This is a genomic window from Mucilaginibacter kameinonensis, from assembly GCF_003675385.1.
In the GTDB taxonomy this organism is placed as follows: domain Bacteria; phylum Bacteroidota; class Bacteroidia; order Sphingobacteriales; family Sphingobacteriaceae; genus Mucilaginibacter; species Mucilaginibacter kameinonensis.
In genome coordinates this window covers 276138-291179 of record NZ_RCWZ01000006.1, presented here as the reverse complement: position 1 = coordinate 291179, position 15042 = coordinate 276138, and the positions used below count along the sequence as shown (strand labels likewise).

General features: G+C 42.7%; 12 protein-coding genes. 5 read left to right on the top strand and 7 right to left on the bottom strand.

The features are described from left to right. Positions 1 to 150: 150 nt before the first annotated feature. Entirely contained in the window at positions 151 to 2301 is a 2151-nt protein-coding gene (locus EAH55_RS28450; protein WP_121812663.1) for an FUSC family protein, read from the bottom strand. Between the two features lie 202 nt (positions 2302 to 2503). On the opposite strand from EAH55_RS28450, the gene EAH55_RS28445 reads away from it, so the two are divergent. Next, a complete protein-coding gene (locus EAH55_RS28445; protein ID WP_121812662.1) occupies positions 2504 to 3094 on the top strand; it encodes a Crp/Fnr family transcriptional regulator in 591 nt (196 codons plus the stop codon). 76 nt (positions 3095 to 3170) lie between these two features. Further along, on the top strand, positions 3171 to 3752 hold the full coding sequence (locus tag EAH55_RS28440; protein ID WP_121812661.1) for an NAD(P)H-dependent oxidoreductase: 582 nt from the start codon (positions 3171 to 3173) through the stop codon (positions 3750 to 3752). Between the two features lie 87 nt (positions 3753 to 3839). On the opposite strand, the gene EAH55_RS28435 is transcribed toward EAH55_RS28440, so the two are convergent. Together EAH55_RS28435 and EAH55_RS28430 are read right to left on the bottom strand one after the other, a co-directional pair. Next, the gene (locus EAH55_RS28435) at positions 3840 to 4952 is read right to left on the bottom strand and encodes a glycoside hydrolase family 43 protein (RefSeq protein ID WP_121812660.1); all 1113 of its coding nucleotides are present in this window, start codon (positions 4950 to 4952) and stop codon (positions 3840 to 3842) included. Between the two features lie 23 nt (positions 4953 to 4975). After that, a complete protein-coding gene (locus EAH55_RS28430; protein WP_244228399.1) occupies positions 4976 to 7156 on the bottom strand; it encodes an alpha-glucuronidase family glycosyl hydrolase in 2181 nt (726 codons plus the stop codon). Between the two features lie 372 nt (positions 7157 to 7528). On the opposite strand from EAH55_RS28430, the gene EAH55_RS28425 reads away from it, so the two are divergent. Continuing rightward, positions 7529 to 8275, top strand: coding sequence for an SDR family NAD(P)-dependent oxidoreductase (locus EAH55_RS28425; protein ID WP_121812659.1), 747 nt, complete (start codon positions 7529 to 7531; stop codon positions 8273 to 8275). A gap of 118 nt (positions 8276 to 8393) precedes the next feature. On the opposite strand, the gene EAH55_RS28420 is transcribed toward EAH55_RS28425, so the two are convergent. After that, positions 8394 to 9464, bottom strand: a complete 1071-nt coding sequence (locus tag EAH55_RS28420; protein ID WP_121812658.1) for a branched-chain amino acid aminotransferase — start codon at positions 9462 to 9464, stop codon at positions 8394 to 8396. 129 nt (positions 9465 to 9593) lie between these two features. Beyond that, a complete protein-coding gene (locus tag EAH55_RS28415) occupies positions 9594 to 10547 on the bottom strand; it encodes a tryptophan 2,3-dioxygenase family protein (protein WP_121812657.1) in 954 nt (317 codons plus the stop codon). 82 nt (positions 10548 to 10629) lie between these two features. Between EAH55_RS28415 and EAH55_RS28410 the strand changes: the two genes are divergently transcribed. Then, positions 10630 to 11109, top strand: a complete 480-nt coding sequence (locus tag EAH55_RS28410; protein ID WP_121812656.1) for a universal stress protein — start codon at positions 10630 to 10632, stop codon at positions 11107 to 11109. On the opposite strand, the gene EAH55_RS28405 is transcribed toward EAH55_RS28410, so the two are convergent. Both EAH55_RS28405 and EAH55_RS28400 read right to left on the bottom strand, forming a co-directional pair. Further along, positions 11106 to 12395, bottom strand: coding sequence for an HAD-IB family phosphatase (locus tag EAH55_RS28405; protein WP_121812655.1), 1290 nt, complete (start codon positions 12393 to 12395; stop codon positions 11106 to 11108). The genes EAH55_RS28410 and EAH55_RS28405 overlap by 4 nt on opposite strands. Before the next feature lie 278 nt (positions 12396 to 12673). Then, a complete protein-coding gene (locus EAH55_RS28400) occupies positions 12674 to 13642 on the bottom strand; it encodes an NAD-dependent epimerase/dehydratase family protein (protein WP_121812654.1) in 969 nt (322 codons plus the stop codon). Between the two features lie 210 nt (positions 13643 to 13852). Here EAH55_RS28400 and EAH55_RS28395 point away from each other — a divergent pair, with 210 nt between their 5' ends. Continuing rightward, positions 13853 to 15034, top strand: coding sequence for a formimidoylglutamase (locus EAH55_RS28395; RefSeq protein WP_112568574.1), 1182 nt, complete (start codon positions 13853 to 13855; stop codon positions 15032 to 15034). Positions 15035 to 15042 lie beyond the last annotated feature (8 nt).

The following is a 15042-nucleotide window of genomic DNA, read 5'->3' as shown; positions in this document are numbered from 1 at the left end:
TTAAAGAACAAACCCCGCTTCCTCGTTTGCGGGCTGCAAAGGTAGTCACTTTTTACCCACCTCCAAATTATTTCTGACTATTCGCCCTGCACTTTCTTTAACTCGCTATTCCTCAAGGAGAAAAAGTTAAGCTATACCCCATCCGGCATACTATTTCGATATACCTCGCATCCAGAAAGCATTCATCATTTTGGTTTGATCATAAACCTGAGGCGCCCGGATAGTTATCACTTCCAATTGCTTAGGCACATCAAAATGATCATCGAAACAATAGGAATCCATATGCGGCTCCTTGTCAGATATGGCTGATACTTCTGCAGTTCCGGAAATTACAGACAATCCCTTCTTTAAATAGCTTAACGAAAATTCCAGCGATTTAATAATATCCGGGTTATTTTGAAATTGGTCCTCGTTAAGTTGCGAATGAAACAATGATGATGTCGAAGCATACAATTCATGATTAAACACCTGAAATCGGTAAAGCAAGTCCAAATCAAATCCGGTTGAGGGAGGTTCATTCCGGAGATGCTCGAACGACTTATAAAGATTTGCCGTATCTACAAAAACCTGTTTCCTCTTTAATTTATATTCAATCAAATTTACAGATTGAAGCTTAGTCAAACTCACCAAGTCTTCCAATAAATTAATATTCGAGGCCAGCGCGTTCTTTATCAAATTCCTTATTCTGTTAGTTTCCCACGACGGAAACAGAAAAGCAGCAACAAGAGCCATTCCTCCGCCCAACAAAACAGTATAACTTCTTTGTATCAGCAATGAATGGTTATTACCTCCCAGAAGATGCAGACCAATAATTGCGACAATGGTTATGAAAATTACGCTTACCAAATAGTTAACATACAGGAAACCTATATATCCGGCAAGAAAAGCTGCGATCAGTAAAAATTGGGCATGAATAGGAAGCCTCAGATTAAGCAAACCATATGCAATAAAAATGCCTGCTAAACTACCAGCTATTCGTTGTACGTTCCTACGCTTGGTTACACTAAAGCCTGGCCGGGCAATGATCACAATTGTGAGCAATAGCCAGTACGAATATTTACCCGGCAGCACGAATAACATCAAAATGTACGCCACCATACATAAGACTGTCAATCGCAATGCGAAACGAAAAATTGGCGAATGGTAACTGAGGTGTTGCTTTAGTATTGAAAAATCTATCCTCGGGATGCTTGAAAAACGGATAGCGTCCGTGCTATCGATTTCTTCTGACGAGCCACTTTCTGCTACGGCCAAAGTATTAATTAATGTAAGCTTGTTACAAATTTGCTCAATGTTTTTACAGATCGCATTAATCAGATCTGCCGTATTAGCGTCACCCATTTGGGCAACTTGTTTTAGTTGGGTTAAAACGGCATTATTGCTGGCAATGGGTATTTGATATCTCTTCTTTCCGGCCACGTGCAATGAAATTCCTGTCAGGTACAGTTGATCTGCAACATCCTCGATCATCCGCTTTATCTGCTCCAGTATATCCAGTTCCTGAAGGGTCTTACGTACAAATTCATAGTCGTAATGAATGGCTAATATTTGTTCATACAGATCTATTACTTCCGCGGTAAGTCTGATCAGTTTCCCCGACCGGTAGTCTTTATTGAAAACGGTAGTTTTTGACAACAATATTGTCCTGAGGCTCTCCTGCTTTTCACATACGGATAAGTGCCCGGGAATAATATCCTTATAGGCATCTGCTAATGGAATATCACCATTGTAAAATTCGGCCTTCTTTCTCAAAAAATGCGACATCGCAATCATACACTCACTTAGTGCGTTGTTTATGCTCCTGTGAGGAAAAAAGTATGTGTCGATACCTGTGCAAGCGGTATACCAAATGCCCCCGGATATAACCGGCAATGCAAATGAAAAAGGATCTACCGGCCTAAGGCCTATTGCAAAAACCATCATAATGAGTGCCAACGAGCCAATTGCATTGAGGTTGCCGCCATAGGCGGCCAGCATTGAAAAACCAAAACAAAAACTGATCATCAATAATGCAATCAACCAGGGCGAAGGCTGTGCAACGGCTGTAATGAAGGCGACTAACCCAAGTGTAAGACTACCCAGGATTAAAAACCTCAATCTATTTACACGTGGACCAGGCAAATCAGTGAGCGACACCAGCAACGTGCCAAGGCCCATATAAATTCCGGTTATAATTAGTCCAATATTAGCAAAAACAATTACCGGCGCAACTATCACGCTTGTGCAACGTACCGCGTTAACAACGTACTCGCCACGCAAAAGGCGCGAAATTTGTAGCCATTGTTTATGTAAAACTTGCATGAGATTGAGCCGGTTAAATTTTTTTGCAATGATAATAATTATTATGCATGCATAGTAATTTCTATTTATGTTGCTAAAAGAAAAGCCAATATGAAGAAGGTAAACTACGGGCAAGTGCAAAACATGAGGTTTATTTTTATCAGCAATCAGCTTTTGCTATCTTTAAAATGATTGGTGGATGATATGAAAAAAATAAACAATAATGGTAGCAGCAGTAAACATATATCTGGAATCGGTCAAGGCTATTTGCCCGGAATTAACCGATGATGAATTTGCGCTGTTTGTTTCGAAACTCACCATTAAAGAGCTAAAAAAGAAAGAATTTTTCCTGGAAACCGGGAAAATCCAAAAAGCTTTGGGATTTATCGCCAACGGCTTAGTCCGTTCTTTTTATATTGACGATGAGGGCAACGAGCGTACAGTTGGCTTTTATGCCGAAAGCGACTATGCCACACATTATCATTCGTTCATAGCCCGGCAACCCAGCCGGTACTCTATCCAGTGCCTGGAACCTGCCACTTTTGTTTGCCTTTCGTTTGACGATCTGCAATGGATCTACCGGCAATCTCCCCAATTTGAGCGCTATGGCCGCTTAATTGCAGAAGAAGTATTAAAACGACAACAAGCCCGCATAGAGAGTTTCATCTTCCAAACTTCTGAAGAACGTTATCTTGATTTCAGCCGGAACAAGAAAAGCTTATTTAACCGTGTCTCCTTATCTCATCTTTGCAGTTACCTGGGCATCGAGCGGCAGTCCCTTACCCGTATTCGTCAGAAATTAGCGCACCAATAGTTTTTTGGCACATATGTGTCAGGTTGCCCTCCTATTTCCTTAGCAGATTTGCATTGTCAATCAACAAGATACTGCAATGAAAAAGAATATACTACTCATCCTCGGGCACCCTTCAGAAAATTCATTTTGTAACGCGCTGCTCAATGCCTATCAAAGAGGGGCGGAAAGTGCCGGCGCCAATTGTAAGGTACTTTATATATCCAGGTTAAAATTTGATGTAAACCTTGCCGAAGGTTATAAAACCGGCGAGTATATGGAAGATGATCTTTTGGCCGCGCAAGAAATGTTTACCTGGGCAAATCACGTGGTATTTGTTTATCCAAACTGGTGGGGCTTTATGCCTGCCATTACTAAAGGTTTTATAGACAGGTTATTTTTGCCAGGCTTTGCTTTTAAACACCAATCAGGTAAAATATTCCCTGAAAAACTGCTGAAGGGGAAAAGTATGCGGCTGATGGTTACCATGGATACACCCAAATGGTGGTTTTACCTGATTTACCGGGCATCGCAATACCAAATCCTTAAAGACATTGTATTTGGTTATGTTGGGTTCGATCCAATCCGCTTCTCCACTTTTGGATTTATCAGAAAATCAACCGATCAAAAAAGGGAAAAATGGCTAAAACAGGTAAATCAATTAGGTAAAGAACTTAAATGAGATAGCAGAACTTATAGACCTCATCTTATTAATATTAAAAGGCTCTCTTTTGTAGAGGGCCTTTTAATATTAATCTTAGCTTATAGCTTACAAAAACGGATCAATCAATTTAATGCTTCCATCGGCATTATGCTGCAGCTCTGTAACCTTCACATTGCGCAAATGTGTTTTGCCTGATAACTGGGTATCATGGTAAAATATATACCATTTGTCTTTTATTTCAACGATGGAATGATGAGTTGTCCAGCCCTGTACCGGTTTCATGAATACCCCCTTGTATGTAAACGGCCCCAGCGGACTATCGCCTATCGCGTAGCAAAGCAAATGCGTATCGCCTGTTGAGTAGGTGAAATAGTACTTACCATTATATTTATGCATCCACGAGCCCTCAAAAAAACGACGGTCATGGTCTTTGGTTAACAGTGGTTTGCCAAGACTATCTAAAATTACAGCGTCCTTTACTGTGCCGTCAAAGGTTTTCATATCAGGTTTAAGCAGCGCCACCTTGCAACTTATAGCCGGCGCATCCTCCTGTTTTGAATCTGTCTTTGATCCATTGGCGTCATACTTACCGTTGATCCAACGTTGAAGCTGACCGCCCCAGATACCGCCGAAATACATATAAGTTTTGCCATCCGTATCGGTAAACACAGCGGGGTCAATACTATAGCTTCCGGCTATGGGTTCAGGTTCAGCTTTGAACGGCCCTGCCGGGTTTGCCGAGGTAGCCACGCCAATATGGAAAACATCCTTTTTATCTTTTACCGGGAAATACAGGTAATAGGTACCCTTTTTATAAGCTGCATCGGGAGCCCAAAGTTGCCGGCCTGCCCATGGTATATCTTTGATATCAAGTGCTACACCATTATCGGTCACCTTACCACCAACACTATCCATCGACAGGATATGATAATCCTTCATGGCAAAATGGTCGCCGTTGTCATTTTCGGGGATTCCTGCGTTGATATCATGCGATGGATAGATATAAATTTTACCGTTAAACACATGCGCCGATGGGTCGGCAGTATAAATGGAACTGATGAGCGGCTGCGACAGATACTTTACTTTTTTAGCAGTATCTGTTTTTGTACTGTCGGTTGTATCAGCTGTTTTTTTGGTTGATGAATTGCATGCGCTCAAAATGCAGAACGGTGCTAAACACATAATGGTTAACCTGGCTATAGTAAATTGCTTGCTCATTTACGTTTGGTTTATGTTGATGATTAATTGGTCATATAATTGTTGCCGCCGATACCCGGTACATAGTAAAATTTCGTGTTCCTGTAATAATCAAGCGGGTGTTGCGACTTTGGATATGTTGTCTCGATTGGCATTTTTGAAAACGTTTGAAAATATAAAACACAGGCATCGCGCCAGGTTATTGCCTCGTTCAGCTGCACCTGCATCAGTTGTTTTACTTCACTAAAACGTTCGGCATCTATCTTACCCTCCATTTTTTCCCATGTGCGACTCATTTGTTTAACGGATTCAGCTCCGGCATAATAGTGGTAAACCAACTCATCCCATAATGATCTGCCCGAAGACATTTTGTAGGTCCAGCTTAAATGGTGAAACCAGAGCAGGTATTCGTCCGGACAGGTTTGCAGGCTTTCCCAACGCGCTTTAACTTCAGGGGCATATTGCGTTAAAGCATTGCTACCTGTAGCGGTACGATCAAAACCAATCCCCGCCGAATCGGCCTTATGATAATAAGTTGCGTTCCAATCCGGCCTGCCGGCATTATCAACCCATGGGCCTGGACCATAATGTGTTGATACGCCCATGATATGGTGCAAACCCAACGGGGCCATATAATTCACTGTATTCTCCCTTGATTGTAGCATGAACTTTTTCACTGGTGATACAAAGTTTTCATCATCGGTAAAAGTCATCCGAAGCCAATCATCAGCAATCACAGCCGGAGATTGATCCGAGTTCCAGGCCGTCCTACCGAAGGCATACCAGTTAGCTTGCGCGAACGGATGGCCGCACCAGTTTAAATCAGCGCCAATATTGGCCACGCCTGCCATCCCGGTGATTAGTTTTTTGTTGAAATCGCCTCTGATTATCCGCGCAACGGTTGATCCTTTGCCACGCGTATAGGTATCTGATTGCAGACATTCGGCAAATAGCGGCGCCTCATAAACCAGGTGTGTTGAAAAACCGAGATATTCCTGTGTTAACTGAAATTCCATCATGAGCGGGGTATTAGGCATCGCACCAAATAAAGGATGAAAAGGTTCCCGCGGCTGAAAATCTATTGGCCCGTTTTTAACCTGCACTATCACGTTATCCTTAAACTTACCATCCAGTGGTTTAAATTCATTATAGGCCTGCTTGAAGCGGTCGTCCGGAACTTTATTGTCATAGACAAAAGCCCGCCACATCACTATACCATGATGAGGTGCAAGGGCGTCGGCCAGCATATTGGCGCCATCAGCATGAGTGCGGCCGTAGCTTTGCGGGCCGGGCTGGCCTTCGGAGTTGGCCTTCACCAAAAAACCGCCAAAATCAGGAATGTAGCTATAGATCTCATCGGCCTTATCTGTCCACCATTTTTTCACAGCAGGATCAAGTGGATCGGCAGTTTTCAAACCACCCAGCTCTACCGGACTACTAAATTTAACCGACAGGTAGATTTTGATACCATATGTTCTGAAAACATTGGCCAACGCCTGTACCTTCAATAAATATTGAGGCGAAAGGATCAGCGCATCGGCATTTACATTATTAACTACGGAACCATTGATACCTACCGAAGCATTGGCTCGTGCATAATCAATATACCGTTGATCAATTACGCCAGGTAATTTATGCCAGTTCCAGATGGATGAACCGGCGTATCCCCGCTCTACGGTACGGTTCAGGTTATCCCAATGATCCAATACCCGGTACATCATACGAGGATGGTCTGAAATATTCAGTTTGCTTATCGATTGATTTATCTGGATAAGTTTCAAAAAGTTGAAAACGCCGTAAATAACCCCAACATCTGAGTTAGCAGCAATGAGGATACATTTCTTTTGGCCGATAAGTGTTGTTTTGATCAGATATCCTTCACCGCCGATACTATCCGGAACGGCTATCGAAAAAGATTTTAATAATTGTGGTGTACCTATTATGATAGTTTGCCCGTTGATGATGCTTTTTGCATCGACAGGTTTCAATGTCAACATTTCATCCAGTCCGGTTAACAGCTCAGATTTTGCCGCTTTCAGCCGGTCAGATGCAGCGGGGAAGATCACGTAGCTCAATTGCTGCCTGTAAGCTACTGCCAGTTGAGGGTTACCTACCTTATTATATTCAAGCCATAGTTTATAGCCATTATCAGCAAAAGCACTGCTGCCCGTTTTGAGCAAAAGCAACATCAGCACGCACAAGTACTTTAATGAATATTTACCCATGACATTGTTAATTCAACTTTATAAGCATGAATATAATTTATAGCAAACGCATTATAATCTGATGAAATACACGCGCAAAACAGAAAAATATTCTACTTTGCTTTGTTTGGTTTATAAAAAGCAATCTCGACCGCAATCGATTGCAATATAAAAATCATTGTCAACATAAACAACAGTTACCGGGTGATAATTCGTTGACTATTCCGGGCGACCATTGATAAATATTAAGCTATAAAACATTGATTAATCAATTATTTACAACCGGGTTAATAAGTAATATTTTCTACATTTAGCCACCTAATAAACTTAAAGCTTACGCTTATCGAAGCCGAAGGGATAAATGAATCGACCCTGAAAACATCATTAAAAAACATGAACTCAAAAACAAAACTTGCCATTGTTACAGGAGGCGCGTCGGGCCTTGGGCTGGCTATCACCAAAAAATTTACCGAACAAGGCATCAAGACTATAATTATCGGCCGGGATGAGGCAAAACTGGCCTCGACGGTGAAACAATTCGGCGAACTCTGTCACTACAGGCAATATGATTTGAGTGATACATCCGGTATTCCGCAATTGGTTGCCGAAATTGAAGCTGAATATGGCATACCCAACATCCTGGTTAACAATGCCGGTATCAATCATAAAAAAGCTTTCGCCGAAGTAACAGATGAAGAATTTTCAAAAGTGATCCAAACCAACCTCATATCGGTGTTTGCAATAAGCCGCGAAGTAATAAAAAGCATGTTAAAGGCCGGCAGTGGGAGTATTGTTAATATCAGTTCGATGGCGGCGCAATATGGCATCCCCTATGTTATCGCCTACAGCGCTTCAAAAACCGCTATTGAAGGGATGACCCGGGCTATGGCTACCGAGCTTTCACCACAAGGCATCCGGGTTAATTGTATTGCCCCGGGTTTTATTGCTACCGATATGTCGGCCAAGGCGTTAAATAACGATCCCGCCCGCATGCAAAAAGTAATGAACCGCACTCCTATGGGCAAATTAGGCGAACCAGCCGATGTAGCCGAAGCTGTTTATTACTTAGCTACCGATAGCGCCAAATATGTGACTGGAGTTATTTTGCAGGTTGACGGAGGAAATTCGATAGGATTTTAGGCGAAAGACTTACGAAGTTTCGAAAACTTCGTAAGTCTGAAATTGTAGCCTGAAATCGTATATAAACACAAAACGCCCCGGAAAATCCGGGGCGTTTTGTGTTTTATGTTTGCTGTAATTATTCACTAACCAAATAGTTCCAACCGTGGGTATCAGGAGCGGTACCATATTTAATAGCATCAAGCGTATTAAATACCTTGTTCGAAAACTCGCGGGTTTTTGGATCGCTCAGGAAGTATTCCTGACCTTCATAGCTGATTGAGGCAACAGGGGCAATGGTAGCGGCGGTACCGGCGCCAAAGGCATCAGTTAACTTACCATTTTTTGCACCTTCAACAATTTCAGCTACAGAAATTTTGCGTTCTTCAACCGGGATACCCCATTCTTTAGCTAAGGCAATAACGGTGTCGCGAGTTACGCCATCCAAAATAGTGTCTTTAGCTTCGGCAGTGATCAGTTTACCATCTAACAGGAACATAGCGTTAGCCGCGCCCATTTCTTCAATAAACTTGTGCTCTTTAGCGTCAGTCCAGATCAATTGATCAAAACCTTCTTCGGTTGCTTTACGGGCAGGCAGCATAGAGCTTCCGTAGTTACCGGCAGCTTTAGCATAGCCCATACCACCTTCAGCAGCGCGGGTATAGTGTGTTTCGATTTTAACACGCAATGGTTTTGAAAAGTACGGACCAACCGGGCCAACCAATACCATATATTTATAAGTTGAAGATGGAGTCACACCCAAATACGGATCGGTAGCGAACATGAACGGGCGTATATATAAAGCATGGTTTGGCTGTGAAGGCACCCAGTCGCGGTCAAGATCAACCAGGGTAGCTATACTTTGCAAAAAGATTTCCTCAGGCAAAGTTGGCATACAAAGGCGCTCGGCCGATTTGTTAAAACGGATAGCATTTTTATCCGGACGGAAAACAGTAATTTTTCCATCGGCATGTTTATAGGCTTTCAGGCCTTCAAAAAACGCTTGTCCGTAATGAAGTGCTGAAATTGCAGGGCTTAGACCAATTTCGCCGTAGGGAATGACCGAGAGATTTTTCCATTCACCGTCCGCGTAATCGGCCACAAACATGTGGTCAGAAAAAGTTTTTCCAAAAGGTAAGTTGTCGAAGTCCGTTTGCTGCAAACGGGAAGCAGTTGTCCTGCTGATCTTGATGTCCAATGTCTCGGTCATGGCATTATAAATTAATAAATTATAGAAAATGGCAAGTTAGGCATTTTTATGGCCTATGCCAAAAAATTAAGCGTGTAATTGGTGATTATCACACATAAAAATATCATTTTGACAATATGATCGCAAAGCTCAAATGCCACTCAGCACATCATCAACCCAGGCTTTGCCCCAGTTATCTTTTTCCTCTTCGCTCCACACCCAGGGATAAAAGATCCGTTTCTGAAAACGCGGGGGCAGGTATTTTTGCCAGTTGGTGCCGCCGGTTGCCTTAATATCTTCCGGTTCGCGGTTAAGGTAACGCACCGCCGATTTATAATGCGACAATGGCCAGTTCACATTTACGTTGATATCCAATTGGCGCAATTCGGTCCGTAGCTCGGGGGTAAGTTCTGAGGATGCTTCAAACTGCTTGGCCAGCGTATTAAAATTATGCGAAACAGCCGCTTTCCCCAGCTCAATAAAAGTTTTTGAATATTTTTTTTCGAACTGTTTAAGTGTCAATGTTTTTTTTCCGGTAGATAGTTCGGTAGCTCCAAACTTCCAGTACAGGTACTCAAATTGCTCTTCGATAGTCGCGAGCTGTAGTTCTTCACGTTTATCTTTTGCCACCAGGTTTATAAAATCGGTCGCGTAGATCTCAATCATGCGGTACTGCCCCGACTGAAAACCACTCGCAGGCAGTAATGACATCCTGAATTTCAGGAACTGCTCTTTCTCCATCCCATCAACCATAATTTCGAACGAATGGGTTAACGCACCAAAATACCGGTTGATCCTTTTTAACCGCGCCGTAAAAAACTCGGCGGTCAGGGGGCTGACTTCGGCTATTTGTCTGCACTCATGCAGGGCAAGTTTAAAATACAGCTCCGTGATCTGATGATAAATAATAAAAATTTCCTCGTCGGGAAATGGGGTTTTAGGATTTTGTAAACTAAGCAGGGTATCCAGGTGGATGTAATCCCAGTAGGTTAAAAAATCGGCATAAAGTAAACCATCGAGATATGAATTCATATCCTGGCCCATGGCTTCATATTTTTCCTGCAGGCGGTTTAAGCGGTCTTCAATTTCGGGTGAAAAATGCATGCTTCAAAGGTAATAAAATAGTATCCGGCTAAAACATATCTGTATTAGGTTGTTATATGGATACAAACCTTATAATATTATTATGAAGATCAGGAAGATACTCATCGGCATTGATGAAAGCGAATTCTCACGTCATGCAGCAGCCTACGGTTTTGACATAGCACATACCTACGGCGCCGAGGTTGGTCTGGTACATATAGTTGAACCCATTGTAATGCCTGTTGACACCCAGGATGGCCTGCTCGGTACGCCTTTTGATCCTAATTTAAGCCTGCCCGACGTAGAATTAGCAACCATACAAGCCGAACGATCAGCTGCGTTGCTAAACCATGCGTCGAAAGAGTGGGGCGAAGGATTGGAAATAGTTCACTTCACCGAATACGGTTCAACAGCCGAAGGCATTATTGAATGCAGCCAGGAATTTAATGCCGACCTGATAGTTTTAGGCACGCACCGCCGTACCGGGATCGATAAATTCTTTTTAGGCAACGTTGCTGAACAGGTAATCAATAAATCATTGATCCCCGTAATGGTTATACCTTATATTGAAGCCAAAGATTAATATAAAAGCCTGAACTTAATGGTATGTTCAATCGCTTTTAACTCATTCAACACTTCGGTATCATAGCCTGTATTAACGTCGGTAATTACATAACCTATCTGGGGGTTAGTAACCAAAAATTCGCCCACAATATTAATATTATGGCGGGCAAAAACGTCGTTGATCTTAGCCAGGATACCAGGTACGTTTTTATGGATGTGAATTAAACGGTGGGCATTGTTAACACGCGGTGGCTGCAGATCAGGAAAATTGCAACTGGTATGCGTTTTACCCTCGTTCATGAAAGCCATTACCCTTTTTGGTAGAAAATCGTTGCTGTGCGGGTTATGCCTTGGATCGTCAAATATGATGATCCCACTCTCGGCAGCGGCATCGGCCAGTTTACGGTTGCATTTACCGAACACACCGATCACTTTTAACCTACCTGCATTTTGAACCTGCTCGGCACTTGGCTGATGTTCTTCATCGCAAAACAATACACCGGCTTCTTCAAGGTATTTTTCTTCAACACTTTCGCGGTGGCGCATGTTGTAGCCTTCCTTTTTAAGCTGGTCTAAAGCATCTTCATCAACATTACCTACAACCAAACATTTAATGCGGTTTTTAGGGTACGAAATAGCACGTGGCAGTTTATTAAGGTAAAGGAATTCGTCAAAGCTTGGAGTAACATGGTCGGCTTTTTCGGCTACTGATTTACGTTCGATGTTTTCAGTAAAAGCGAAGAACTTTTTGATCATGCCTGATTCCTTTAACTGGAAATCAGAATAACCATCACCAATGCCGTAGATATCGCCGGGCAATTGCAGCTCTTTCAACAGCTTTACTTTACCACCTTCCTGCGAAAGCGGATTTTCACGGTCATAACCTATGATATTACCTTCTTCGTCAAACTCAAACGTGTTGGCGTAGATGTTTTCTTTTTTAATATGATACTCGGTAACTACCGGGGTAATAAACTCTTTAAACCCGCCGGATACAATCAAAACCTCGTCCTGGTGGTTTTTAAAGAAGATGGTATTACGAGAAAACGAAGTAGAAACCTTCTTTTTAAGGTGGCTGATCAGCTGCTTTAAATGATCGCGATTGGCGTTAAGCAATTTCACCCTGCGCTCTAAACTTTCGGTAAAGGATAACTTACCTTCCATCGAGGCATTGGTTAAATCTTCAATCTGTTTGTAGATATCCTCGCGGTCGGGGCGATTTTTGAGAGATATACGGGCCAGTTCGTCAAGGGCCTCAACCTGTGTAAAGGTACTGTCGAAATCAATAATAAAGTACTGCTCCATCTTGCGTGCAAAGGTGCAAAAAAATTTGCTGAGGAAGTATAGAGAGTTTGTAGTTTAAATTTAGATATCCTACTATTCTTTATTAAAATAGGAAAAATCGCTTTAATATCAGGAGACACCTGCGGAGTCTGACTTGATTTTGTAATCTAAACTATAAACACGATACTCCTACGGAGTGTCAATATTATTTCTCAAAACTCCGTAGGAGTATCGTGTTTATAGAAAAAAAATCCAAACAGCAGGCTCCGTAGGTGCCTCCTGTCAACCGTTAATACAGACTATTTTAACGCCTCACAAATTTCCTTAACCGTATTGCTGATGGGTTTAAATTCAAAACCTATGGCTTTCTTAATTTTTGAATTATCAAACTCGCGGGTTAACGAAGCCGTTTGAGCCGATGTTTTATCTATAGCAGGAACACCACCTGTTAAAGCAGCTCCAACAGCCGCCAAGCGCCAGACCAGTTCCATCATCCAGGGTTTTGCATATATAGCCGGCGGCTTGATACCAAAGCCGTCAGCTATCTCGGTAACCATCCCTTTATAATCACGATTTTCGGCACTAATAATATAGCGTTCGGCCGAGATGCCGCTATTCATTAATCCAACCATGCTTTTGGCAACATCCTCAACATCAACAAAACCGATGGTGCCTGAGGTATAAAATTTTAGCCCTTTGCGTACGGTGTTGAATAATGCGCCGCTCCCCTGAGTACCGGCGCTTGCTCCTATAATAATAGATGGATTAACAATAACAGCGTCCAAGCCCTCAGCAATACCTCGCCAAACTTCCATCTCACTTTCCAATTTGGATATAGCATAGCCGTCATTCTCTGTTGATTGCTCCAGGTGATGATTTTCGGTGATCAGTTCGCCGGGTTTGGCAGTGCCAACAGCAGCTACCGAACTTACGTGTACCAACCTTATGCCATGCTCAATGCAAAGGTTAACCAGGTTGGCGGTTCCGGTAACATTGGTGCTGATCATCGGCTCTTTATCAGCCTGTTTTAATGATACCCAGGCAGCACAATGATAAACCTGCGTAATGCCATCAAGCGCTTCGCCCAGTGCAAAAATATCCATCATATCGGCATCAACCCAATCAATATTTTCCTGGTAAGGCAACAGCAATTTGGGCACGGTTGAGCTCGCCCTTTTAGTGCAGCGGATCCGTTGGCCGGTGGTAATTACCAAAAGTTTAGCCAGTTCGGCCCCAAGAAAACCGGTTGCGCCTGTTATTAAGATCATTCCTTTAAATGTGCAGATTTCAGATGTGCAAATGTGCAGATTATTTTTTGATGCGCACATCTCTGATATGAACTCCTTTACAAGACAATAAAACGTAATCTAAAATATCCGCAAATCATTTGCACATGTGCACATTTGAAATCCGCACATTTATAATCACATTTGCACATCTGAAATCTGCACATCTAAAAATTTGCACATCTAAAAATTATGTCATTAGCTGATTTTTTTACGCCGATTGATCTTAAAAAGATAGCTCCTAAAAAGGGCTACTATACCAGCCAGCTTGGCGATAAAATTGTGCATTACTCTGTCGATTTTCCCGACCTGGAAGAGAAAACAGATATAGCTATCATCGGTGTTATGGATGATCGCAACGCGGTTGGTAATCCCGGCTGCTCGCTTGGACCCGACTATATCCGCGAAAAACTTTACCAGTTAAACGAGGGCGGCTACTCGGTAAAGATTGCCGATCTGGGTAATATCCGTGCGGGCGAAAAAGTAACAGATACTTACTTTGCTGTGAAAACCGTAGTGGCCGAACTGATCAAGAAAGATATCATCCCGGTTATTTTAGGCGGCGGACAGGACATTACCTACGCCCAGTATTTGGGCTATGAGGAGCTTGAGCAAAAGGTTGACCTGGTGGTGATCGATTCGCATTTTGACCTTGATGAAGATAATCACGGCGAAAGCATCGAAACGACCTCAGCTTCCTATCTTAACAAAATATTCCTGCATGATCCTAATTATCTGTTCAATTTCAGCAACCTGGGCTATCAAACCTATTTTGTAAGCCAGGATAGCCTGCGGGTAATGGATAAGCTTTATTTTGATGTACACCGCCTTGGCGAACTGAGTGGCAACGTTGCTGTTACCGAACCAGCCATCCGCAATGCCAGTATGGTAAGTTTCGATATCGGCGCTATCCGGGCTGCCGATGCCATGGGTAATGCCAATGCCACACCAAATGGTTTTTATGGCGAAGAAGCCTGCCAGCTTTGCCGCTACGCCGGTTTTAATGATAAACTTACCTCGATAGGTTTTTATGAGTTTAACCCGGCATATGATAGCAACGGGCAAACCGCCTGGCAGCTGGCTCAAATGATCTGGTATTTTATTGATGGCTTTTATAACCGCAAGCGCGATTTTCCGCTTAACCCTAAATCGCAATACCTGATTTATAAAACCAGTTTAACTCATGAAGATCAGGAAGTGGTATTTGTAAAAAGTAAAAAATCCGACCGTTGGTGGATGCAGGTACCCTATCCTTCGGCAGGCTCGCCTAATGAGCGTTTTCATTTAGTGCCCTGCAGTTATGCCGATTATAAAACCGCTACGTCCGGCGAATTGCCCGATCTCTGGTGGCGCACCTATCAAAAATTAAACTGATATTCACA